14 protein-coding genes are annotated in these 21,668 nt (G+C 72.5%); 2 read left to right on the top strand and 12 right to left on the bottom strand.

Features of this window, described 5'->3' with window-relative positions; translation table 11 throughout:
* Positions 1-75: 75 nt before the first annotated feature.
* The 12 genes from folC to AACH11_RS17780 form a co-directional block, all read right to left on the bottom strand.
* Positions 76-1,401 (bottom strand): bifunctional tetrahydrofolate synthase/dihydrofolate synthase, encoded by a 1,326-nt coding sequence (gene folC, locus AACH11_RS17835; RefSeq protein WP_341375608.1) that lies wholly within the window; start codon positions 1,399-1,401, stop codon positions 76-78.
* A gap of 134 nt (positions 1,402-1,535) precedes the next feature.
* The gene (accD, locus tag AACH11_RS17830; protein WP_341375607.1) at positions 1,536-2,408 is read right to left on the bottom strand and encodes an acetyl-CoA carboxylase, carboxyltransferase subunit beta; all 873 of its coding nucleotides are present in this window, start codon (positions 2,406-2,408) and stop codon (positions 1,536-1,538) included.
* A gap of 77 nt (positions 2,409-2,485) precedes the next feature.
* Positions 2,486-3,298 carry a tryptophan synthase subunit alpha gene (trpA, locus tag AACH11_RS17825; protein WP_341375606.1) on the bottom strand — a complete coding sequence of 271 codons (813 nt, stop codon included), beginning with the start codon at positions 3,296-3,298 and terminating at the stop codon, positions 2,486-2,488.
* A complete protein-coding gene (trpB, locus tag AACH11_RS17820; protein WP_341375605.1) occupies positions 3,295-4,596 on the bottom strand; it encodes a tryptophan synthase subunit beta in 1,302 nt (433 codons plus the stop codon). Before trpB ends, trpA begins: the two co-directional genes overlap by 4 nt.
* Before the next feature lie 69 nt (positions 4,597-4,665).
* Positions 4,666-5,394: a phosphoribosylanthranilate isomerase gene (locus AACH11_RS17815; RefSeq protein WP_423228774.1), complete on the bottom strand. Its 729-nt coding sequence runs from the start codon at positions 5,392-5,394 to the stop codon at positions 4,666-4,668.
* Positions 5,348-6,124, bottom strand: a complete 777-nt coding sequence (gene truA, locus AACH11_RS17810) for a tRNA pseudouridine(38-40) synthase TruA (protein WP_341375603.1) — start codon at positions 6,122-6,124, stop codon at positions 5,348-5,350. The genes AACH11_RS17815 and truA overlap by 47 nt, the downstream gene beginning before the upstream one ends.
* Before the next feature lie 47 nt (positions 6,125-6,171).
* Positions 6,172-8,835 (bottom strand): motility hub landmark protein FimV, encoded by a 2,664-nt coding sequence (locus tag AACH11_RS17805; RefSeq protein ID WP_341375602.1) that lies wholly within the window; start codon positions 8,833-8,835, stop codon positions 6,172-6,174.
* Positions 8,836-9,220: 385 nt separating this feature from the next.
* Entirely contained in the window at positions 9,221-10,363 is a 1,143-nt protein-coding gene (asd, locus tag AACH11_RS17800; RefSeq protein WP_341375601.1) for an aspartate-semialdehyde dehydrogenase, read from the bottom strand.
* Positions 10,364-10,462: 99 nt separating this feature from the next.
* Positions 10,463-11,554, bottom strand: coding sequence for a 3-isopropylmalate dehydrogenase (gene leuB, locus AACH11_RS17795; RefSeq protein WP_341375600.1), 1,092 nt, complete (start codon positions 11,552-11,554; stop codon positions 10,463-10,465).
* A gap of 592 nt (positions 11,555-12,146) precedes the next feature.
* On the bottom strand, positions 12,147-12,794 hold the full coding sequence (gene leuD / locus AACH11_RS17790; protein ID WP_341375599.1) for a 3-isopropylmalate dehydratase small subunit: 648 nt from the start codon (positions 12,792-12,794) through the stop codon (positions 12,147-12,149).
* 24 nt (positions 12,795-12,818) lie between these two features.
* On the bottom strand, positions 12,819-14,273 hold the full coding sequence (leuC, locus tag AACH11_RS17785) for a 3-isopropylmalate dehydratase large subunit (protein ID WP_341375598.1): 1,455 nt from the start codon (positions 14,271-14,273) through the stop codon (positions 12,819-12,821).
* On the bottom strand, positions 14,270-15,316 hold the full coding sequence (locus AACH11_RS17780; RefSeq protein ID WP_341375597.1) for a LysR substrate-binding domain-containing protein: 1,047 nt from the start codon (positions 15,314-15,316) through the stop codon (positions 14,270-14,272). Before AACH11_RS17780 ends, leuC begins: the two co-directional genes overlap by 4 nt.
* A 305-nt stretch (positions 15,317-15,621) precedes the next feature.
* Between AACH11_RS17780 and AACH11_RS17775 the strand changes: the two genes are divergently transcribed.
* Together AACH11_RS17775 and nadA are read left to right on the top strand one after the other, a co-directional pair.
* Positions 15,622-20,298 (top strand): SNF2-related protein, encoded by a 4,677-nt coding sequence (locus tag AACH11_RS17775; protein WP_341375596.1) that lies wholly within the window; start codon positions 15,622-15,624, stop codon positions 20,296-20,298.
* A 203-nt stretch (positions 20,299-20,501) separates the two neighbouring features.
* On the top strand, positions 20,502-21,599 hold the full coding sequence (gene nadA / locus AACH11_RS17770) for a quinolinate synthase NadA (protein WP_341375595.1): 1,098 nt from the start codon (positions 20,502-20,504) through the stop codon (positions 21,597-21,599).
* The last annotated feature ends 69 nt before the right edge of the window (positions 21,600-21,668 follow it).

The following is a 21,668-nucleotide window of genomic DNA, read 5'->3' as shown; positions in this document are numbered from 1 at the left end:
ACGGCGGCGGAAGAAGACCGCGGGCCACCGGCATCGCGGGGTCGGCCCGCGCGGCAGGCCGGCGCCAGGGCCGGCTCAGCCCAGGTGAGGGGCGCCCAGCCGGGGCAGGCCGTCGCGCAGCACGCCGCCGACGGTGTAGAACGATCCGAAGACCACGATTCTATCAGCCGGGTCCGCCGCCGCTGCCGCGGCCTGCAGGGCCTGGGCCGGCTGCGCATGGTGGTGGATCGCCGGCGGCGGCAGGCTGGCCGGACGCAGGGCCAGGGCCTCGTGCAGGGCGGCCTCGAGCTCGGCCGGCGTGGCCGCGCGCGCGGTCGGCAGCGCGGTCAGATGCCAGTGGTCGACCAGTGCGACCAGCGGCCGGAACAGCTCGACCAGCGCCTTGTCACGCATCGCACCGACCACCGCATGGTTGCGCGGATGGAAGCCCATCTGGTCCAGGTTGAGCGCCAGCGCGCCGACGGCCTGCGGGTTGTGGGCGACATCCAGCACCAGCGCCGGCTGGCCGGGCACGATCTGGAAGCGCCCCGGCAGTTCGACCAGGGCCAGACCGGTGCGCACCGCCTGGGCCGTGATCGGCAGGCGCTCGCGCAGCGCCTCCAGCGCGGCCAGCGCGCTGCCGGCGTTCAGCAGCTGATTGGCACCGCGCAGCGCCGGGTAGGCCAGGCCGCTCCAGCGCCGGCCCCGCCCTTCCCAGCGCCACTGTTGCGGATCACCGCTGACACTGAAATCCCGGCCCTGCTGCCAGACGTCGCAGCCGAGCGCGGCCGCATGGTCGAGCAGCGTGTGCGGCGGCTGCGGATCGCCGACGACCACCGGCCGGCCGGCGCGCAGGATGCCGGCCTTCTCGAAGCCGATCGCCTCGCGCGTGTCGCCCAGCCACTCGGTGTGGTCGAGCGCGATGCTGGTGATCACCGCCACGTCGGCATCGAAGGCGTTGACCGCATCGAAGCGGCCGCCGAGCCCGACCTCCAGGATCACCAGATCCAGCTCGGCCAGCGACAGCGCGCGGGCGATGGCCAGCGTGCTGAATTCGAACTGCGTCAGCGAGATCTCGCCGCGGGCGGCCTCGACGGCCGCGAAATGCGGGCTCAACGCCGCCGCCTCGATCGGCGTGCCGTCGATGCGGCAGCGCTCCTCGAAGCGCACCAGCTCGGGCTTCTGGTAGAGGCCGACGCGCCAGCCCGCCTGGCGGGCGATCGACTCCAGCATCGCGCAGGTGCTGCCCTTGCCGTTGGTGCCGGCCACGCTGATCAGCGGCACACGGAAGACGATGCCCAGGCGGCGCGCGACCTCGACCGTGCGCTCCAGCGACAGGTCCATCGAGGTCGGGTGCAGCGCGGCACAGTGCGCGAGCCAGTCGGCCAGCGGCGAGGTCGCGTTCAGGGGGGAGGCGGTCATGGCGGGCGGCGGCACGGCGGGTGCGGACGTCAAACGGCGACCGGGCCCCGCAGGGCCCGGCCAGGAGGAAGGGCTGAGCCGGTGGCACGGCCCGCGAACGGGACGGCCGCGCCGGCCGGACGCCGGTCCGTGGCTCAGGCCACCGAATCGGCGCTCTGGCGCTGCAGCATGGCCAGCAGGCGGGCGACGGTCGGGCGCAGCTCGCGACGGTCGACGATCTGGTCGACGGCGCCCTTCTGCACCAGGAACTCGGCGCGCTGGAAGCCCTCGGGCAGCTTCTCGCGCACGGTGTTCTCGATCACGCGCGGGCCGGCGAAGCCCACCAGGGCCTTGGGCTCGGCGATCACCACGTCACCGACGAAGGCGAAGCCGGCGGACACGCCGCCCATGGTCGGATCGGTCAGCACGCTGATGTAGGGCAGCTTCGCCTTGGCCAGGCGGGTCAGCGCGGCATTGGTCTTGGCCATCTGCATCAGCGACAGCAGACCTTCCTGCATGCGCGCACCACCGGTGGCGGTGAAGCACACGAAAGGCACCTTCTGCTCGAGCGCGGTGTGCACGCCGCGCACGAAGCGCTCACCCACCACGGAGCCCATCGAGCCGCCCATGAAGTCGAACTCGAAGCAGGCGGCGACCAGCGGCACGCTCATCACCGAGCCGCCGATGACGATCAGCGCGTCGGTCTCGCCGGTGGTCTCCAGCGCGTCCTTCAGGCGTTCGGGGTACTTGCGGCTGTCCTTGAACTTCAGCGGATCGACCGGCACCACCTCCTGGCCGATCTCGTAGCGGCCTTCGGCGTCGAGGAAGGCGTCGAGGCGGGCGCGCGCGCCGATGCGGTGGTGGTGACCGCACTTCGGGCAGACGTTGACGTTCTCGGCCAGGTCGGTGTTGTAGAGCACCGTCTCGCAGGCCGGGCACTTGACCCACAGGCCTTCCGGCACCGAGCGGCGCTCGGTCGGATCGGTCTGCTGGATCTTCGGCGGCAGCAGTTTTTCCAGCCAGCTCATCGGGGGCTCTCCTTCAGGTTCAAACGGATACGGCCCGGGGTGCCGACGGATCACGCCGACACCCCGGGCCTGGGGACTCACACGGCGTCGAGCGCCTGCCGGATCTCGGCCATGAACGCCCGTGCGACGCCGGCCTGGGCCGCGGGCTCGGCGGCATTGAGCAGCTGCACCAGACGCGAGCCGATGACGACCGCATCGGACACCCGGCCCACCGCCTGGGCGGTGGCCGCGTCGCGGATACCGAAGCCTACACCGACGGGCACCGGCACATGGCGGCGGATGCGCGGCACGGCCTCGGCCACGGCCCCGGTGTCCAGATGGCCGGCCCCGGTCACGCCCTTGAGCGAGACGTAGTAGACGTAGCCGCTGGCCACACGGCCGACCTGGGCCATGCGCTGCTCGGTGCTGGTGGGCGCCAGCAGGAAGATCAGATCCAGACCGGCCGCCTTGAGGTCGGCGGCGAAGGTCTCGCACTCCTCGGGCGGGTAGTCGACGATCAGCAGGCCGTCGACGCCGGCTTCAGCCGCATCGCGGATGAAGGCACCGGCGCCGTGCTTCTGGTCGTAGCGCTCGACGGGGTTGGCGTAGCCCATCAGCACGACCGGGGTGGTCGTGTTGTCACGGCGGAAGTCGCGCACGCAGTCCAGCACCTGGACGGTGCCGACGCCCCGTGCCAGCGCCCGCTCGGCGGCCTGCTGGATCACCGGGCCGTCGGCCATCGGATCGCTGAAGGGCACCCCCAGCTCGATGATGTCGGCGCCGCCGTCGGCCAGCGCCTGCATCACCGCCGGCGTGTTCTCGAGCGACGGATCACCGGCACAGATGTAGGGAATCAGCGCCTTGCGCCCCTGGGCCTTCAATGCGGCCAGTACACCGGCGATGCGGCTCATTGCTGCTCCTCCGCGGCCGACACGCCGCGCTTGATCGACTGCCCGGCGGCCGAGGGCTGCTGGTGCAGCCGGATGCCCGACAGGTCGGCCACGGTGCCGATGTCCTTGTCGCCACGGCCGCTGAGGTTGACCAGCAGGTGCTGGTCGGGGCGCATCGTGGCGGCCAGCTTCATCGCATGGGCCACGGCATGGCTGGATTCCAGCGCCGGGATGATGCCCTCGGTCAGGCACAGCCGATGGAAGGCCGCCAGCGCCTCGTCGTCGGTGATGCCGACGTACTCGGCACGGCCGATGTCCTTCAGGTAGGCGTGCTCGGGGCCGACACCGGGGTAGTCCAGGCCGGCCGAGATCGAGTGGGTCTCGATGATCTGGCCGTCGTCGCTCTGCAGCAGATAGGTGCGGTTGCCGTGCAGCACACCGGGGCTGCCGGCACTCAGGGACGCCGCATGCTTGCCGCTGGCCAGGCCATGGCCGGCGGCTTCGACACCGATCAGCCGCGTGCCCTCGTGCGGGATGTAGGGATAGAAGATGCCCATCGCGTTGCTGCCACCGCCGACGGCGGCGATCACCGCGTCCGGCTGCCGGCCGGCGGGGCCGCCGATGTCGGCGATCAGCTCGGGCATCTGCACCAGGCACTCGTCACCGATCACGCGCTGGAAGTCGCGCACCATCGCCGGATACGGGTGCGGGCCGGCCACGGTGCCGATGATGTAGAAGGTGTTCTCGACGTTCGTGACCCAGTCGCGCAGCGCCTCGTTGAGCGCATCCTTCAGCGTCTTGCTGCCGGACTCGACCGGCACCACCGTGGCACCCAGCAGGTGCATGCGGTAGACGTTCGGGCTCTGCCGCTTGACGTCCTCCGAGCCCATGTAGACCACGCACTCCAGGCCGTAGCGGGCGCAGATGGTGGCCGTGGCCACGCCGTGCTGACCCGCTCCGGTCTCGGCGATCACGCGCGGCTTGCCCATGCGCCGGGCGAGCAGGGCCTGACCGATGGTGTTGTTGATCTTGTGCGCGCCGGTGTGGTTCAGATCCTCGCGCTTGAGGTGGATCTGGGCGCCGCCGATCTCGCGGCTCAGCCGGGCCGCGTGGTAGACGGGGCTCGGACGGCCGACGAAGTGCTTGAGCTCACGCCGGAACTCGGCCTGGAACTCGGCATCGTGGCGGTAGTGCTCGTAGGCGGCCTTGAGCTCGTCGAGCGCATGGGTCAGCGTCTCGGCGACGAAGCTGCCGCCATAGGTCTGGCCGCCGACGGGGCCGAAGTGCCCGTTCGCATCGGGCTGGTCGTACTGGAACATGATCGGATCTCGTGCGGATGGACGGCCCGCAAGCGGGCCGCGTGGCATCGGATGGCGGCTGACGAGGTGTCAGCCAGCGGCGGCGATGCGGGCATCGGCCTCGCGCACCGCCGCACAGAACTCACGCATGCGTCCGGCGTCCTTCAGGCCCTTGTGGCCCGCTTCCTCGACACCGGAGCTGACGTCAACGGCCCAGGGCCGGACGCGCGTGATGCCATCGATCACGTTTGCAGCATGCAACCCACCAGACAAAACGACCGGAAGGGGCACGTCGACGGGGATGAGCGACCAATCGAAAGCCTTTCCACCACCGCCGTAGCCGTCCACGTGGGCATCGAGCAGGATGGCCGATGCACCCGACTGGCGGGAGGCGAAGTGTAGCAAGTCGAACCCGTCGTCCATGCGGGCGGCGCGGATCCAGGGCCGGCCCGGGGCCTGGCAGTCCTGCGGCGACTCGTCGCCGTGGAACTGCAGCAGCGCCTGCGGCACGGCCGCCACGCCCTGCTGGATCAGTGCCGGCGTGGCGTTGACGAACAGCAGCACCGGCATCACGAAGGGCGGCAGACGCCGGGCGAGCTCGGCCGCGCGCTGCGCGCTGACCGCGCGCGGACTCTTCGCGTAGAGCACGAAACCGATCGCGTCGGCGCCGGCCGCGACGGCGGCGTCGACATCGGCCTCGCGGGTCAGGCCACAGATCTTGATGCGGGTGCGGGCGTTCATCGATCCGGATTGTCGGTCATGCGACCGCGGATCAGACCGGCGCGTCCATCGCCGGCACCTGCTGCGGCAGGCCCAGATGCGCGTCGTAGTACGGGCCGCAGAAGTAGAGGCCGTCGGGGGCGAAGGTCGGCGCGGCCGCGTCACGGTCGCGGGCGGCCAGCACCTGTGCCATCCAGTCGGGCGACTGCCGACCACTGCCGACCGCGATCAGGCAGCCCATGAGGTTGCGCACCATGTGGTGCAGGAAGGCCGAACCGTCGAAGCCGAAGCGCCAGTAGGCGCCGTGGCGGCTGATCTCGATGGCGCGCATCTGCTTGACCGGACTGCGCGCCTGGCATTCCGACGAGCGGAAGCTGCTGAAGTCGTGCTCGCCGATCAGATGGGCCGCGGCCGCGCGCATGGCCTGCGCGTCGAGCGGCCGGAACACCCAGCCGACCCGCCCGGCCTCCAGCGCCGGGCGCACCGGCGACTCCAGCAGCAGGTAGCGGTACCGACGACCCCGGGCATGGTTGCGGGCGTGGAAGTCGGGCGGCACCGCGGCGGCCCACTGCACGGCGATGTCGGGCGGCAGGAAACGGTTGGTACCGCGCACCCAGGAGAAGGGCTCGCGCTCGACCGGGCTGTCCAGGTGCACGACCTGGTTGTAGGCATGGACGCCGGCATCGGTGCGGCCGGCGCACAGCGTGGACACCGGCTGGCCGATGAAGGCGGCCAGCGCCTGCTCCAGCGCGTCCTGTACCGTGCGACCGCCGGGCTGGCTCTGCCAGCCGAGGTAAGCGGTGCCCCGGTAGGCGACACCGAGGGCCACGCGCCCGCCGATGCGCGGGACGGCCGCGCCGGCCGGGCGCGCCGCGGTCAACCCAGCTGACCCAGCATCTGCACCGCGCGGGCCTTGAGCTCGCCGGTGCCACGGCTGGCGACTTCCTCCAGCAGATCGCGCGCACCTTCCAGGTCACCGATCTGGCGGAATTCCTCGGCCAGCTCCAGCTTGCGCGCCATCGGGTCGTTCGGGCCGTCGAGCATGCCGGCGGTGGTCGTCGGGATGTCGGTGGCCGCACCGAGGTCGGTCGGGTCGAAGTCGGGGAAGTCCAGCGTGCTGTCGCCGCCGGGACGCGACGGCGTCGGCAGACGGCTGTCGTCCAGGCCCATGCTCAGGCTGTGCGGCTGGAAATCCGTCGGGATGCCGCTCGGACCGAAATCGGCCGGCGCGTGGCCGCCGGCCGTCAGCTCAGGCTCGAGATCGAAGTCCAGGCCGTTCGGATCGTCTGCCGCACCCAGCGTCACCGTGCTGGCCGCGAGCGGCGTCGGCGCGGTCGGCGCATCCGTCGGCAGATCCAGATCCAGATCGACCTCGCTCGGCGCGAACGCCGAGGCGCCGGAAATGCCCGGCCCGTACAGCTGCTGGGTGGTCTGGGACAGGTTGGAGGCCGGCTGGGTCGGCGCGTTCAAGGGCTCGATCACCCGGTCACCCTCGACCAGCACGTCCGACGGACGGCCGCCCGGCTGGTAGAGCGGATTCTCAGGATCGATGCCCAGTCCGAGCTCCTGCGTGCGGGCCCAGTCCGGCCCCTGGCCGCGGGTCATCGCGTAGAGCTGGCGGGCCAGCATCTCGAAACCCTTGGTGTCGCGGCGCTTGGCGTAGACCTCGAGCAGCTTGGTGCGCACCGACAGACGGTCCGGCGTGGTGCGCAGCGCCTCCTTGAGGATCTCCTCGGCCTGCAGATCCCGGCCGTAGGCCAGGTAGACATCGGCCTCGGCCACCGGATCGACATCGCCGATGGCATCGAGCTGGCTCAGCGAGTAGCCCATCGAGCTGTTGCTGGCCTGGGCGTCGGCGGTGTCGACGCGCTGGCCGCCGCTGGCACCGAAGAACGAGTCCGGCTGCATCCGGCTCTCGAGGAAGCTGGTCTCCGAGGCGGTCTTGTTGAAACGTCCCCGCATGCGCCAGGCGGCGAAACCGGCCAGACCCAGCGCAGCGACGCCGAGCCCCGGCAGCAGGAAGGGGTTGCCCCCCAGGCTGTCGAGCCAGCCGCCGCCGTCGACGGAGGGCAGCGGGGCCGGCGCCATGACCGGCGCGCTGGCTGGCATCGGCGGGACCACCGGCGCAGGCGCCGGTGGCAGCGCGGCCGACGCCACCACCACGGGTGCGACGGCTGCCGGCACGCTGGCAGCCGCCACCGGCGGCATCACCGGCGCAGGCGGCACCACAGGCGCCGGCGCGGGTGCGGGTGCGGGTGCAGGCACCACCGGCGCGGGCGGGGGCACGGGCGTGCCGGCCGGCGCCTTGGCCGCTGCGGTGGTCTGCTGCAGCTGCTTGAGTTCCTCGAGGTTGCGCGTGAGCTCGGCCACACGGGCCTCGTCCTTGCGCGGTGCGGTGTCGGCGGCGCCCTTGCCCGCCGGCGCCGCCGGACTCAGCTTGAGCTTGTCCGGCGAGGTCTGGCCCGCGGCCTTGCGGTCATCGACCGCGGCGGTGACCTTGCCGGCCGACTGGCGTGCGCCTTCGGCCGCCGGCGCCGTCGGCACCTCACGGGCGAGCTTCTGGCGATAGGCACCGAAGTCCGCGCTCTGGGCGATGATCTGACGCGCCTCACCGGAGGACACCTGACGCATCGATTCGCTCGTGGGAACCTTCAGCACCGCCCCGGCGCGCAGACGGTTGATGTTCTGCCCCAGGAAGGCGTCGGGGTTGGCCCGGTACAGGCCGACCAGCATCTGGTCGAGCGACACGCCCTGCGGCGCGTTGCGGGCCGCCAGACGCGACAAGGAGTCACCCGGCCGCACCGGCAGACGATCGGCCGGCTCGCGCATCGGAGCGGCGGGGGCCGGTGCCGGGGCGGCCGGCGCGCGGGCGGGACGCTCGGGCGCGGCACGGGTGACCTTGCGCTCGGTGGCGGGCGCGGGGACCGGTGCCGCCGCGACCGGCGCCTCGGCCCGCGGCGCACGGGTGTTGACCACCGTACCGCGACCCGTGCCACCGTTGCCGGCGGACGACGCCGACGCGGTGTTGGGAATCACCGCCGGCATCGGTGCCGGAGCCGGGGCGGGCGGCGCGGCGCCCATCACCGGAGCGACCGGAGCAGCGACCGGCGCCGGCAGACGTTGGCCCGGAGGATCGAACAGCAGCGTGAACTCGCGCACCAGGCGGCCATTGGCCCAGCCCAGCTCGAGGATCACCTCGACGAAGGGCTCCTGCACCGCGCGATCGCTGATCAGCCGCACCTGGGCCCGGCCGTCGGTGCGTCGCACGATGATCGCGCGCGACGACGCGAGCACCGGGTTGTAGTCGACCCCGGCCGCACGGTAGGCCTCGGGTGAGGCGATGCGCACCTGCAGACTCGACGCTTCCTCGGCCGTGAGGTTGGACAGGTCGATGTCGGCCCGCATGCCCTCGCCGAGCGCCGACTGCACGTTGAGTCGGCCCAGGCCGACGGCGCTGGCCGTCTGCGGCAAGCCGGACAGCGCCGCCAGGGCCGCCATGGCCAGGGCAGTGCGCGCGAGGAAATTGGGGCTGGTGTTCAATTCGACTCCACGCCCGCCCTGCGCTCGGTCCACGGACAGGGTGACGCGCACCACCGGAAATCCGGGGGTGGCGGGCCGTGGCCCCACCGGACAAGGCAGGGGCACGGTCCGCGACACGGCATCCGTCCATGGCCGTCCACAACAGCGGGCAGGCCTACAGGCAAGCAAAATCCACGATAGCACAGGCAGATACACGGACGATCCCGCATACCGCCTGACCTCCGCACGGATCACGGACCCGTGCGATTCGCACAACCCGCTATGTTGCCACGTCGCAACGCAGCCGGACGCGTCCGTCGCATGTCAGGACTGGGGAGGAACCGGGCGCGGCCCGCCCACCCCTGTCCGGGAAGGACCGCAGCCACAGGCCGCGGCCCCCGACGCATCAACCCTCGATCAGGATGCGCAGCATGCGGCGCAGCGGCTCGGCCGCGCCCCACAGCAGCTGGTCACCGATGGTGAAGGCGCCGACGTACTCGGGGCCCATCGCCAGCTTGCGCACGCGGCCGACCGGAATCGTCAGCGTGCCGGTGGTGGCGACCGGGGTCAGGTCACGGATGGTGGCCTCGCGGGTGTTCGGCACGAGCTTCACCCACGCGTTGTCAGCGGCGATCATGGCCTCGATGTCGGCCACCGGCACGTCCTTCTTGAGCTTGAAGGTCAGGGCCTGCGAGTGGCAGCGCATCGCGCCGACGCGCACGCAGAAACCGTCGACCGGGATCGGCGCCGAGCCGAAGCCCTCGCCCAGACCCAGGATCTTGTTGGTCTCGGACATGCCTTTCCACTCTTCCTTGGATTGGCCGTTGCCCAGGTCCTTGTCGATCCAGGGGATCAGCGAGCCGCCCAGCGGCACGCCGAAGTTGGCGGTCTCGGCCGCGGTCAGCGAACGCTGCTTGGCGATGACCTGGCGGTCGATCTCGAGGATGGCGCTCTTCGGATCGTCCAGCAGCGCGCGCACCTCGGCGTTGAGCGTGCCGTACTGGGTCAGCAGCTCGCGCATGTGCTGCGCGCCGCCGCCCGAGGCCGCCTGGTAGGTCTGGGTCGACATCCACTCGACCAGGCCGGCCTTGTAGAGCGCGCCCACGCCCATCAGCATGCAGCTGACGGTGCAGTTGCCGCCGATCCAGTCACGGCCGCCCTTGGACAGCGCGTCCTTGATGACGGGCATGTTGACCGGGTCGAGGACGATGACGGCATCGTCCTTCATGCGCAGCGACGAGGCCGCGTCGATCCAGTGGCCGGTCCAGCCGGCGGCACGCAGCTTGGGATAGACCTCGTTGGTGTAGTCGCCACCCTGGGCGGTCAGGATGACGGCGCAGCGCTTGAGGGCCTCGATGTCGTAGGCGTCGCGCAGCGTGGTCTCGTTCTTGGCCATGGCCGGGGCGGTGCCGCCGGCGTTGCTGGTCGAGAAGAACAGGGGTTCGAAGTGGGCGAAATCGCCCTCGGCCTGCATGCGGTCCATCAGGACCGAGCCGACCATGCCACGCCAGCCTACCAGGCCGACCAGGGGGTTCTTGGCGAGTGCCATGTCAGATCACCTTTGTGATGTGCTGCTCCGGACCCAGGTTTCCCGGCTCGTTCGCCGGGTCCGGAGTCGGGGTGTACGGGCGAGACGAACCGAGAGCGATCAGCTCTGGGTAATGGTTTTGCCGGTAATCGCCGCGACGACGGCATCGCCCATGGCGGCCGTGCCGACGCGGGTCGTGCCCTCGGACCAGATGTCGCCGGTGCGCAGACCGGCGGACAGCACGGCCTGCACCGCCGCTTCAATGCGGTCGGCGGCTTCGGCCTGGTCGAGGGTGTAGCGGAGCATCATGGCAGCGGACAGGATTGTAGCCAGCGGATTGGCCACGCCCTTGCCGGCGATGTCGGGGGCGCTGCCGTGGCTGGGCTCGTACAGGCCCTTGTTGTTCTTGTCGAGCGAGGCCGAGGGCAGCATGCCGATGGAGCCGGTGAGCATGGCGGCCTCGTCGGACAGGATGTCGCCGAACATGTTGCCGGTGACGACGACGTCGAGTGCCTTGGGCGCCTTGACCAGCTGCATGGCGGCGTTGTCGACGTACATGTGCTGCAGTTCGACGTCCGGGTAGTCCTTGTGGACTTCGGTGACGACGTCCTTCCAGAACTGGAAGGTCTCGAGGACGTTGGCCTTGTCGACGGAGGTGACCTTCTTGCCGCGCTTGCGGGCGGCCTGGAAGGCGAGGTGGGCGATGCGTTCGATCTCGGGGCGCGAGTAGCGCATCGTGTCGAAGGCTTCTTCGGCGCCGGGGAAGTGGCCGTCGGTGGCGATGCGGCGGCCGCGGGGCTGGCCGAAGTAGATGTCGCCGGTGAGCTCGCGGATGATGAGCAGGTCGAGTCCGGCGACGAGTTCGGGCTTGAGCGAGGAGGCGTGGGTCAGCTGCGGGTAGCAGATGGCGGGGCGGAAGTTGGCGAAGAGGCCGAGGTGCTTGCGCAGGCCGAGGATGGCCTGTTCGGGGCGGAACTGGCGCTCCAGCTTGTCGTACTTCCAGTCGCCGACGGCGCCGAAGAGGATGGCGTCGGCGGCCTTGGCGAGGTGGAGGGTGCTGTCGGGCAGGGGGTGGCCGTGGGCGTCGTAGGCGGCGCCGCCGACGAGGGCGGATTCCATCTCGAACGGCAGTTCGAGGACGTTCAGGACCTTGACGGCTTCGGCGACGATCTCGGTGCCGATGCCGTCACCGGGGAGGATGGCGATCTTCATGGTGCGGGTTCCTTGGGATGCGGATGCGGGAGAGGCTGGGAGTGTGCGGCTGGCTGGCGGGCTGATGCGGGGACTGGCGGGTGGCGGGCGGCTGGTCCGCGGCGGGTGCAGGCTGGCGGCGGGGTACTGGCAGGCGGCGGGGTGCTGGCAGGCGGCGGGTGGTGCGAGGCGAGGTCACCGGCGGGCCGGATGACTCCGTGTCCCCCGGGCCTTCGGCCCTCCTCCTTGACCTGCGTCATCCGGCCCGCCGGCGCCCTCGCCCTGCGGCATGTCCGCAGGGGACGAAAAAGCGGCTGCGGCTGCGGCTGCGGCTGCGGCGCCATCATGCCGCGCACCGGGGTGGTGATCGAGCGTCGGGACGGGGTGGCGTGCTTGACGCAGGTAAAGGAGGAGGGCCGCAGGCCCGGGGGACACGGAGTCAAGCACGCCACCCCGGCCCGACGCGGTCGCACAGACCGACACACGCCAAACCACGCCAATCCCACCCACCGTCAAGCCACCCACCGGGCCGCGCCTGATCACACACACACCCGACGCTCCGAAGGACACCGACGGCCGCGATCACGCGCCCACCCGAGCCGCCGACCAGCGATCAGCCCAGCGTGTGCGCCAGCCAGGGCATCTTCGCCAGACGCTCGGCCTCGTAGGCCTTGATCTTGTCGGCATGGCGCAGGGTCAGGCCGATGTCGTCGAAGCCGTTGGTCAGGCAGTACTTGCGGAAGGCCTGGACATCGAACGGGATCTCGGTGCCGTCGCCCTGCACGATGACCTGACGCGGCAGGTCGATCGTCAGGCTGAAGCCCGGGAACGCATGCACGGCGTCGAACAACCGCGCCACCACCGACTCCGGCAACACGATCGGCAGCAGGCCGTTCTTGAAGCAGTTGTTGAAGAAGATGTCGGCGAAGCTCGGCGCGATGATGCAGCGGAAGCCGTACTGCTCCAGCGCCCACGGCGCGTGCTCACGGCTGGAGCCACAGCCGAAGTTGTCGCGCGCCAGCAGCACGCTCGCGCCCTGGTAGCGCGGCTGGTTCAGCACGAAGTCCGGATTGGGCTTGCGGTCGGCCGGGTTCTGGCCCGGCTCGCCCTTGTCCAGATAGCGCCACTCGTCGAACAGGTTCGGGCCGAAGCCCGAACGGTGGATGCTCTTGAGGAACTGCTTGGGGATGATCGCGTCGGTGTCGACGTTGGCGCGGTCCATCGGGGCCACCAGACCCCGGTGCACGGTGAAGGCTTGCATGTCGTGTGCTCCTCGGGTGTGACGTCAGGCGATGCGGCGGACATCGACGAAATGGCCGGCCAGCGCGGCAGCGGCAGCCATCGCCGGGCTCACCAGGTGGGTGCGGCCCCCATTGCCCTGACGCCCCTCGAAATTGCGGTTGCTGGTGCTGGCGCAGCGCTCACCCGGCTCCAGCCGGTCGGCGTTCATCGCCAGACACATGCTGCAGCCCGGCTCGCGCCACTCGAAGCCGGCGGCCTTGAACACCTCGTGCAGCCCTTCCGCCTCGGCCTGGGCCTTGACCTGGCCCGAACCCGGCACGGCCAGCGCCAGCTTGACGTTCGGCGCCACCTTGCCGCCGACGCGGCGGATCACGGCCGCAGCCTCGCGCATGTCCTCGATGCGGCTGTTGGTGCAGCTGCCGATGAACACCTTGTCGATGGTGATGTCGGTCAGCAGCTTGTTCGGCTGCAGGCCCATGTAGGTCAGCGCACGTTCGATGGCGCTGCGCTTGACGTCGTCCTTCTCCTGGTCCGGATCGGGCACGCGACCGTCGACCGGCAGCACCATCTCGGGGCTGGTGCCCCAGGTGACCTGCGGCAGGATCTGCGCGGCATCGAGCTCGACCAGACGGTCGAAGTGCGCGCCCTCGTCCGAGTGCAGCGTGCGCCAGTGGGCGACGGCCCGGTCCCACTCCGGACCGCCGACGAAGCGGCCGCTGGCCGCGTCGGTGCCGGGGGCGAAGGGGCGGCCCTTGACGTACTCCAGCGTGGTGTCGTCGACCGCCACCAGACCGGCGCGGGCACCGGCCTCGATGGCCATGTTGCACACCGTCATGCGGCCTTCCATGCTCAGTGCACGGATGGCGCTGCCGCCGAACTCGATCGTGTAGCCGGTGCCGCCGGCGGTGCCGATGCGGCCGATGATGGCCAGCACGATGTCCTTGGCCGTCACGCCGGGGGCCACGCGGCCCTCGACCTTGACCAGCATGTTCTTCGCCTTCTTGGCCAGCAGCGTCTGGGTGGCCATCACGTGCTCGACCTCGGAGGTGCCGATGCCGTGGGCCAGCGCGCCGAAGGCGCCGTGGGTCGAGGTGTGGCTGTCACCGCAGACCACCGTCATGCCCGGCAGCGTGGCGCCGTTCTCCGGGCCGATCACGTGGACGATGCCCTGGCGGCGGTCCATGAACGGGAAGTAGGCGGCGGCGCCGAAGGCCTTGATGTTGGCGTCCAGCGTGACGACCTGCTGCTTGCTGGTCGGATCGGTGATGCCGTCCAGGCCCAGCTCCCAGCCGGTGGTCGGCGTGTTGTGGTCGGCGGTGGCGACGATGGAGCTGACGCGCCAGACCTTGCGGCCGGCCAGGCGCAGGCCCTCGAAGGCCTGCGGGCTGGTCACCTCGTGCACCAGATGGCGGTCGATGTAGAGGACGGCGGTGCCGTCGTCCTCGGTGTGGACGACGTGGTCGTCCCAGAGCTTGTCGTAGAGCGTGCGGGCGGTCATGGGCTGGCCTTTCGACGGGGGCGGGAGGGTCGCGCCGCGGTGGCGGCGGGGGAAGTCGCCGACGCGCCGTGCCCGGGGCACAGCGCATCGAGGAAACGTTGGACGACGGCCGGCTGCGCGTCCTGGGCGCGCACGGCCAGCAGGTAGTCGCGGCGGGCCCAGGGCTCGTCGAGATCGAGCGGCTGCACCGCGAACACGCGGGCGAAGCGCCGGGCGACGACCTTGGGCAGCACGGCCACGCCGAGGCCGGCCTCGACCAGCTGGGCGATGGCGTCGAAGCCGCGCACCTGGACCCGCACGTTGAGCGTGCGGCCCGAGGCCTGCGCGCGCTCGCGCATCTGCTCGTGCACGGCCGCGCCCAGGTGCAGGCCGACGATGTCGTAGTCCAGCAGGGCGTCGAAGCGCACGCCGGACGGGCGGGGGCTGCTGGGGGTGTCGGTATCGGCGTCGTCGGCGTCGGCGTCGGCGTCGGGGGCCGCATCGCCCACGGCCGGGCCGGCGGCCGGCCGCGCCAGCGCATGGCCCAGCGGCACCAGCACCGCCAGCTCCCCCTGGCGGTAGGGCAGACCGTGCAGACGGCTGTCGTGCTGCGGCGGCACGAAGACGCCGACGTCGGCGCGGCCGTCGGCCACGGCGGCCTGCACCTCGGCGCTGGTCAGGTCTTCCAGGCTGATGCGGATGCCCTGGTGGGCACGGCTGAAATCGGCCAGATCGGCGGGCAGGCATTCGGCGATCGCGCTGGCGTTGGCGGCGATGCGCAGATGGCCCTTGATGCCGTGGGCGAACTCCATCACCTCGCTCTCGAGCGCGTGCAGGCCGGCATGCAGCGCACGCACATGGCGCACCAGGGCGCGGCCGGCCTCGGTCGGCTCCACACCGCGGGCGCGGCGCTCGAACAGGGCCACGCCCAGGCGGGTCTCCAGATCCGACAGGCGTTTGCTGGCGGCGGCCAGCGCCAGGTGCTCGCGCTCGGCGCCACGCGTGATCGACCGCGTCTGCGCGATCGCGAGCACGAGGTTGAGCGTGGTGAGGTCGAAGCGCATGGCGGCGGCGTGCGGTACCGGAACGCTCCGGCGGGCGGGTGACGCGGCGGACCGTTCGCCGCCACGGCGACGGCCGGCGGACGCGGCCCCGGCCGGCATGATGCACGAAGCCTGAGGCTGACGCATACCCGATGCGCCAATCCACTCTTCGCCCATCACGAAGGCTCTTGATGCGGACCCCGGCCGGTGATCGCCCACACCGCGCCGCGCCACGCTCAGCCGGCGTCCGGACCGCCGCCGCGAGGACGGTCCGTACACTGCCGGCCACGCGGAGCCCGTCGGCATCCGCCCTCGAGCGTTTGCCCATGGCCCTGTTTCCTCGCCGGACTCCCTCATCCCCCGCCGCACCGCGCACCGACGGCCCCCTGCCCCTGGGGCCCGAGGACGACGCCGACCTGCACAGGGTCTGGGACGCGCTGTGCTTCCTGCAGCATGCCGCCTATGTCGCCAAGCTGTCCGAGCTGCTCCAGGCCGGCAGCTGGCGCACGCAGCGCGGCACGGCCTTCAACCCGCAGACGGTGCGCGACCTGCTGCGCCAGCTGGAGCAGCGCGATCTCGTGCGCAGCGACGACCAGGGCCGCTGGCATCCGCAGCCGGCGCTGGCCTGGGCCCGCTTCACCGCCCTGGTGCTCGACGATGCGGCGCAGCGCCAGCGTTGGTGGGACGCCTGGCGCGCCCACCTGCGCTTCGAGCAGACCTGGCATCTGGAGGTGCTCAGCGATGCCGCGCTGGTCGGCGTGCTGCGCGTGGTGCTGCTGGCCGGCGGCCGCTGGCAGGATGCCGAGCGGCTGGAGCAGGTGCTGCGCCGGCCGGTGGTCGACGATCCGGTGCTGCTGAGCCATGCGCTGCTGCACCCGTTCGAGCCGGCCCTGATCGAGCGCATCGACCCGGAGCTGCGCCTGCGGCTGCTGCTGCGCCTGACCGGCCTGCCGATGGGCGACACCTCGCCGGTCACCGCGCCGCTGTGGGCCTGGTTGTCGCGCTGCGCGCTGCGCGACGGGCCGCACAGCCTGCACGATCCGCTGCGCCATGCGCTGGCCCTGCACGCGCTGCTGTGTGGCAGCGCCGACGTGGTGCCGGTGCTGCTCGACGGCCTGGACGACGGCGAGGCCACCGCCCTGCGCGCCGGCGCGGCCATCGTGCAGGGCCGGTGGGAGGATGGCGCGCCGGCCTTCGAGGCGGCGCTCAAGCAGCGCGCGACCGAGCTCGGCCGCCGCAAGGACCTGCTGCCCGACGCCCTGCTGTGGCTGCACGCGCTGGCCCAGCTCGCGCGGCAGGAGCCCGCCCAGTGGACGGCCACGCGCAAGTGGCTGGTGGCCACCAGCGGCAAGCGCCAGGCGGACCGTCACACGCTGTGGGGCCTGTGGCATCTGGCCTATGACCAGCGCCTGGGCGATGCGCCGCGTGAGGCCAGCGCCTTCAGCCTGGAGCCGCCGCCGGCCGGTGCGGTGATGCGCCTGCATGCGCTGATGCAGCTGTCGCACCTGCTGCTGGCGGCCTGGCTGGGCCACACGCCCGCCCGGCCGGAGGCCACCCGCGCCCTCGCCCAGGCGCTGGCCGCCAACTGGCAGGCGATCGGCCTGGACTGGCTGGCCGGGCTGGCCATGGCCACCTGCGCCCGGCTGCTGGGCGAACCGCTCCCGGTCGATGCACCGGCCCTGCCGCTGCCGGCCCCGGTCGAACGCTGGCGCGAGGCGCTGCAGGCCATCATCGCCCTCGGCGGCGGGGCCGGCGCGGCCAGCACCAGCAGCGCGCCGGAGGCCGCCCCGCGCCTGATCTGGACGCTGCAGACCTCGCCCGCCGGGCGCATCCTGGCCATCGAGGCCCAGGAGCAGAAGCCCGGCGCGCGCGGCTGGGGACGGCCCAAGCCGATCAGCCTGCTGGCCCTCAGCCGCCGGCAGGACCTGCCGCCGCGCGATCTGGCCGTCCTGCGCGCGATGCGCAAGCAGGCCTGGGGCGGCAAGCTGGAGCTGGACCTGCTGCAGGCCGCACCGGCGCTGATCGGCCATCCCCATGTGGTCTGGGACGACGCGCCGGAGACCTTCGTCCAGGTCCAGGAGGCGCTGCCGCGGCTGGAGGTGCTCACGCGGGACGGCCAGCTGCAGTTCCAGCTGATCGACGCCGTGCATCCGGACGACGCCCTGGCCCGCGAACAGGCGGCCCGGCGGCCGGCACGCCCGGCCGGCACCGGCACCGACAACGGCCCCGACGACCCCGCCGCCAGCCTGGCCACCGCGCTGGCCGACGCCCGCGCCCGGTACCCCGATCTGGCCCCGGACAAGCAGCTGGGGCTCGCCCACGCGCTGCTGGAGGTGCGCGCCGAACGCCGCGCCCTGCGCGAGGCCGCCACCGGCCGCGCACCCGCCCCGTCGGCGGTGACGGCGGACGGCGGCACCGCCCCGGCGCTCACCGCCGACGCCTGGGCCGTGCGCCTGCTGCGTGACGCCCCCGACCAGGCCCGTCTGCTGCGCATCAACGCCGCCCAGCTGCGCGTGGCCGAGCTGGTGCGCCAGGGCTGGCAGGTGCCGGCCGCCGCACGCGACGAGATCACCGCGGCCCTGCGGGTGCTGGCCGGCCATTTCCAGCTGGCCAGCGATGCCGATGCCGGCCAGCAGGTGCCGGCCAGCGCCGTGCTGCGCGCCAGCCTGAGCCCGCAGGCCGACGGCCTGCGCCTGACGCTGCGGGCCCTGCCCTTCGGCGACTTCGGCCCGCGCCTGTCGCCCGGCCGCGGCCGCCCACGCGTGACCACGGTGCACCAGGGCGCGACGCTGTCGACCGAACGTCTGCTGGACGCCGAGGCCGCCGCCCGCGACCGCCTGCTGCAGGCCTGCCCCTGGCTGGACGACGGCGCCGACGACGACTGGCCGCTGGACGATCCGGAACAGGCCCTGGCCACCGTGCAGGCGCTCGCCAGCCTGGCGCCCGAGGTGATCGCCGACTGGCCCCAGGGCCGGCCGATGACCGTGCGCGACGCCCGTGCCGACCAGCTGCGCCTGACGCTGGGCCGCCCGCGTGGCCACGGCGCCGCCCAGGACTGGCTGAGCCTGGACGGCGAGCTGGCCCTCGACGGCGCGGAAGTGCTGAAGCTGGAGCGGCTGCTGGCGCTGGTCGCCGGCCAGCGCAGCCGCTACCTGCCGCTGGGCGACGGCCAGTTCCTGGCGCTGACCGAGCAGCTGCGCCAGCAGCTGGCCGACCTGCAGGCACTGGCCCAGTCCGGCGGCCGTGGGGCGGCTGCCGGCAGCCTGCGCATCGCCCCGGCCGCCGCGCTGGCCTGGGCCGCCCAGCCGGGCGCCCCGGGCCTGGCCGGTGACACCGCCTGGCGCGAGCGCCTGGCCGCCTGGGATGCCGCCGCGCAATGGCAGCAGGCCGAGCCCCCGCACGGCCTGCAGGCCGAGCTGCGCGACTACCAGCGCGCCGGCTGGCGCTGGCTGATGCGGCTGAGCGCGGCCGGCTTCGGCGCCGTGCTGGCCGACGACATGGGCCTGGGCAAGACCCTGCAGACGCTGGGCGTGCTGCTGGCGCGCGCCAGCGCAGGCCCGGCCCTGGTGGTGGCGCCGACCTCGGTGTGCGGCAACTGGCTGGCCGAGGCCCGCCGCTTCGCGCCGGGGCTGCGCGTGGCCGTGTACGGCCTGCACGACGAGGCCGGCGACGAGAGCACGGCAGTCGAGACCGAGACCGAGACCGAGACTGACACCGAAGCCGACGCCGGCCCCGCGGCGGCCCCGTCCGCCGCCGAGGAGCCGGCACGCCGTGCGGGCCGCCGCGCCCAGCTGCAGTCGCTCGGCGCGGGCGACCTGCTGATCTGCTCCTACGGCCTGCTGCAGCGCGATGCCGAGCTGCTGCACGGCCTGCACTGGCACACCGTGGTGCTCGACGAGGCGCAGGCGATCAAGAACGCCGTCACCGCCCGGGCCCGCGCCGCCCAGGGCCTGATGGCCCATGCCCGCATCGCGCTCAGCGGCACGCCGATCGAGAACCGGCTGTCGGAGCTGTGGTCGATCATGGCCTGCGTCAACCCGGGCCTGCTGGGCCCGCTGGAGGTGTTCAACCAGCGGTTCGCCGGACCGATCGAGCGCGATGGCGACGCCACCGCCGGCCGCCGCCTGCGGCGCCTGATCAGCCCCTTCCTGCTGCGCCGCACCAAGGCCGAGGTGCTCGACGACCTGCCGCCGCGCACCGAGATCGTCCAGCGCATCGTGCCCGGCGCCCGTGAGCGCGCCCTGCACGAGGCCCTGCGGCGCGAGGCCGAGGCCGATCTGCAGGCCCTGATCGACGGGGGCCCGGCGCCGGCCGCCGCCGCGGGCCGCCGCGCACGCGGCGCCGCGGCACCCACGGCAGGCGCGAGCGCCGGCCAGGCGCAGATGCACATCCTGGCCGCGCTGACCCGGCTGCGCCGCGCGGCCTGCGATCCGCGCCTGGTGCTGCCCGAGGCCGGGCTGATCGGCGCCAAGGTGCAGGCCTTCGAGCAGCTGGCGCGCGAGCTGTCGGCCGGCCGCCACAAGACGCTGGTGTTCAGCCAGTTCACCGACTTCCTCGCCCTGCTGCGCGAGCGGCTGGAGGCGGCCGGCCTGGGCTACCAGTACCTGGACGGCAGCACGCCGGCAGCCCAACGCAGCGAACGCGTGGCCGCCTTCCAGGGCGGCGAGGGCGGCGACTTCTTCCTGATCAGCCTGAAGGCCGGCGGCTTCGGCCTGAACCTGACGATCGCCGACTACGTCGTCATCGCCGACCCCTGGTGGAACCCGGCGGCCGAGGACCAGGCCAGCGGCCGCGCCCACCGCATCGGCCAGACGCGGCCGGTCACCGTCTACCGCCTGGTCACCCAGGGCACGGTCGAGGACCGCATCGTCGCGCTGCACCAGCACAAGCGGGGCCTGGCCGAGAGCGTGCTCGACGGCCAGGACGGCGGCGGCGCGCTGGCCGCCGACGACCTGCTGGCGCTGCTGCGGGACACGCCCGAGGCGGAGGGGCCGGCCACCTGAAGGCCTGTTGGCAGGATGGGCACGATGGCCCGGCAGCCCCACGGCCTCACGGCCTGACAACCCGGCAGCCCCGCGGCCCGGCGCCGCCCCGGCCGTCGGACAGGGGGGCCTTGCACGCCTGCCGTGGCCCCTCACCTGCCGAGCCGGCACAATGCCGGGCCCCGCTTCCTCCCGCCAACGCCATCGCCCGCCAGGTCGCCGTCATGAGCCTTGCTGACACCGTGATCCCCCTGCACTCCGCCACCGCGGGCCAGCCGCCCGCCGTGCCCGCAGGCCTGTCCCAGGTCGAGCTGACCGAGCTCGTCGCCGCCGAACTGAAGGCCCGCGACGCGGTGCTGGTCGCCCACTACTACGTCGACGGCGCGCTGCAGGACCTGGCCCAGGCCACCGGCGGCTTCGTCGCCGACTCGCTGGAGATGGCCCGCTTCGGCCGCCGCCATGCCGCCAAGACCCTGGTCGTGGCCGGCGTGCGCTTCATGGGCGAGACGGCCAAGATCCTGTCGCCGGACAAGCGGGTGCTGATGCCCGAGCTGGAGGCCACCTGCTCGCTCGACATCGGCTGCCCGGCCGACGCGTTCTCGGCCTTCTGCGACGCCCATCCGGACCGCACCGTCGTCGTCTACGCCAACACCAGCGCGGCGGTGAAGGCCCGTGCCGACTGGATGGTGACCAGCGCCTGCGCGCTGCCCATCGTCAAGCACCTGAAGGACCAGGGCCGCAAGATCCTGTGGGCGCCCGACAAGCACCTGGGCGGCTACATCCAGGAGCAGACCGGCGCCGACATGCTGATGTGGGACGGCAGCTGCATCGTCCACGAGGAATTCAAGGCCACCGAGCTGGTGCTGATGCGCGAGCAGCACCCGCAGGCCAAGGTGCTGGTGCATCCGGAAAGCCCGGCCGGCGTGGTCGCGCTGGCCGACGTGGTGGGCTCGACCTCGGCGCTGCTCAAGGCCGTCACCGACGATCCGACGGGCACCTTCATCGTCGCCACCGACAACGGCATGATGCACCGCATGCGCCAGCTGGCGCCGCAGGCCGTGCTGCTGGAAGCGCCCACCTCGGGCCGCAGCGCCACCTGCAAGAGCTGCGCGCACTGCCCGTGGATGGCGATGAACGCGCTCGAAGGCGTGCTGCACTGCCTGCGCACCGGCAGCGGCGAGATCCAGGTCGACGAGACCGTGCGCGTGAAGGCACTCGGCTGCATCGAGCGCATGCTGGACTTCACCGCCGCCAGCGCGGCCAACGCCGCCGCCACCACGCCGCCGGCCTCCGGCTTCGTGCCGAACATCGGCGCGGCCTGAGCGCCACGGATCGGCCCCGAAAGCCCGCCAACACCCGCCACCGCCGGCCCCACCGCCCGCCCCCGCCGC

It is taken from the genome of Pseudaquabacterium rugosum, assembly GCF_038066575.1.
Taxonomy (GTDB): domain Bacteria; phylum Pseudomonadota; class Gammaproteobacteria; order Burkholderiales; family Burkholderiaceae_C; genus Pseudaquabacterium; species Pseudaquabacterium rugosum.
This window is presented reverse-complemented; position numbering and strand designations above follow the sequence as displayed.

Coding starts and splice junctions, on each gene's coding strand:
- nadA (WP_341375595.1), top strand. CDS start 20,502: ATGAGCCTTGCTGACACCGTGATCCCCCTGCACTCCGCCACCGCGGGC.
- asd (WP_341375601.1), bottom strand. CDS start 10,363: ATGGCACTCGCCAAGAACCCCCTGGTCGGCCTGGTAGGCTGGCGTGGC.
- folC (WP_341375608.1), bottom strand. CDS start 1,401: ATGACCGCCTCCCCCCTGAACGCGACCTCGCCGCTGGCCGACTGGCTC.
- AACH11_RS17780 (WP_341375597.1), bottom strand. CDS start 15,316: ATGCGCTTCGACCTCACCACGCTCAACCTCGTGCTCGCGATCGCGCAG.
- leuC (WP_341375598.1), bottom strand. CDS start 14,273: ATGACCGCCCGCACGCTCTACGACAAGCTCTGGGACGACCACGTCGTC.
- accD (WP_341375607.1), bottom strand. CDS start 2,408: ATGAGCTGGCTGGAAAAACTGCTGCCGCCGAAGATCCAGCAGACCGAT.
- leuB (WP_341375600.1), bottom strand. CDS start 11,554: ATGAAGATCGCCATCCTCCCCGGTGACGGCATCGGCACCGAGATCGTC.
- trpB (WP_341375605.1), bottom strand. CDS start 4,596: ATGTTCCAGTACGACCAGCCCGATGCGAACGGGCACTTCGGCCCCGTC.
- trpA (WP_341375606.1), bottom strand. CDS start 3,298: ATGAGCCGCATCGCCGGTGTACTGGCCGCATTGAAGGCCCAGGGGCGC.
- AACH11_RS17775 (WP_341375596.1), top strand. CDS start 15,622: ATGGCCCTGTTTCCTCGCCGGACTCCCTCATCCCCCGCCGCACCGCGC.
- leuD (WP_341375599.1), bottom strand. CDS start 12,794: ATGCAAGCCTTCACCGTGCACCGGGGTCTGGTGGCCCCGATGGACCGC.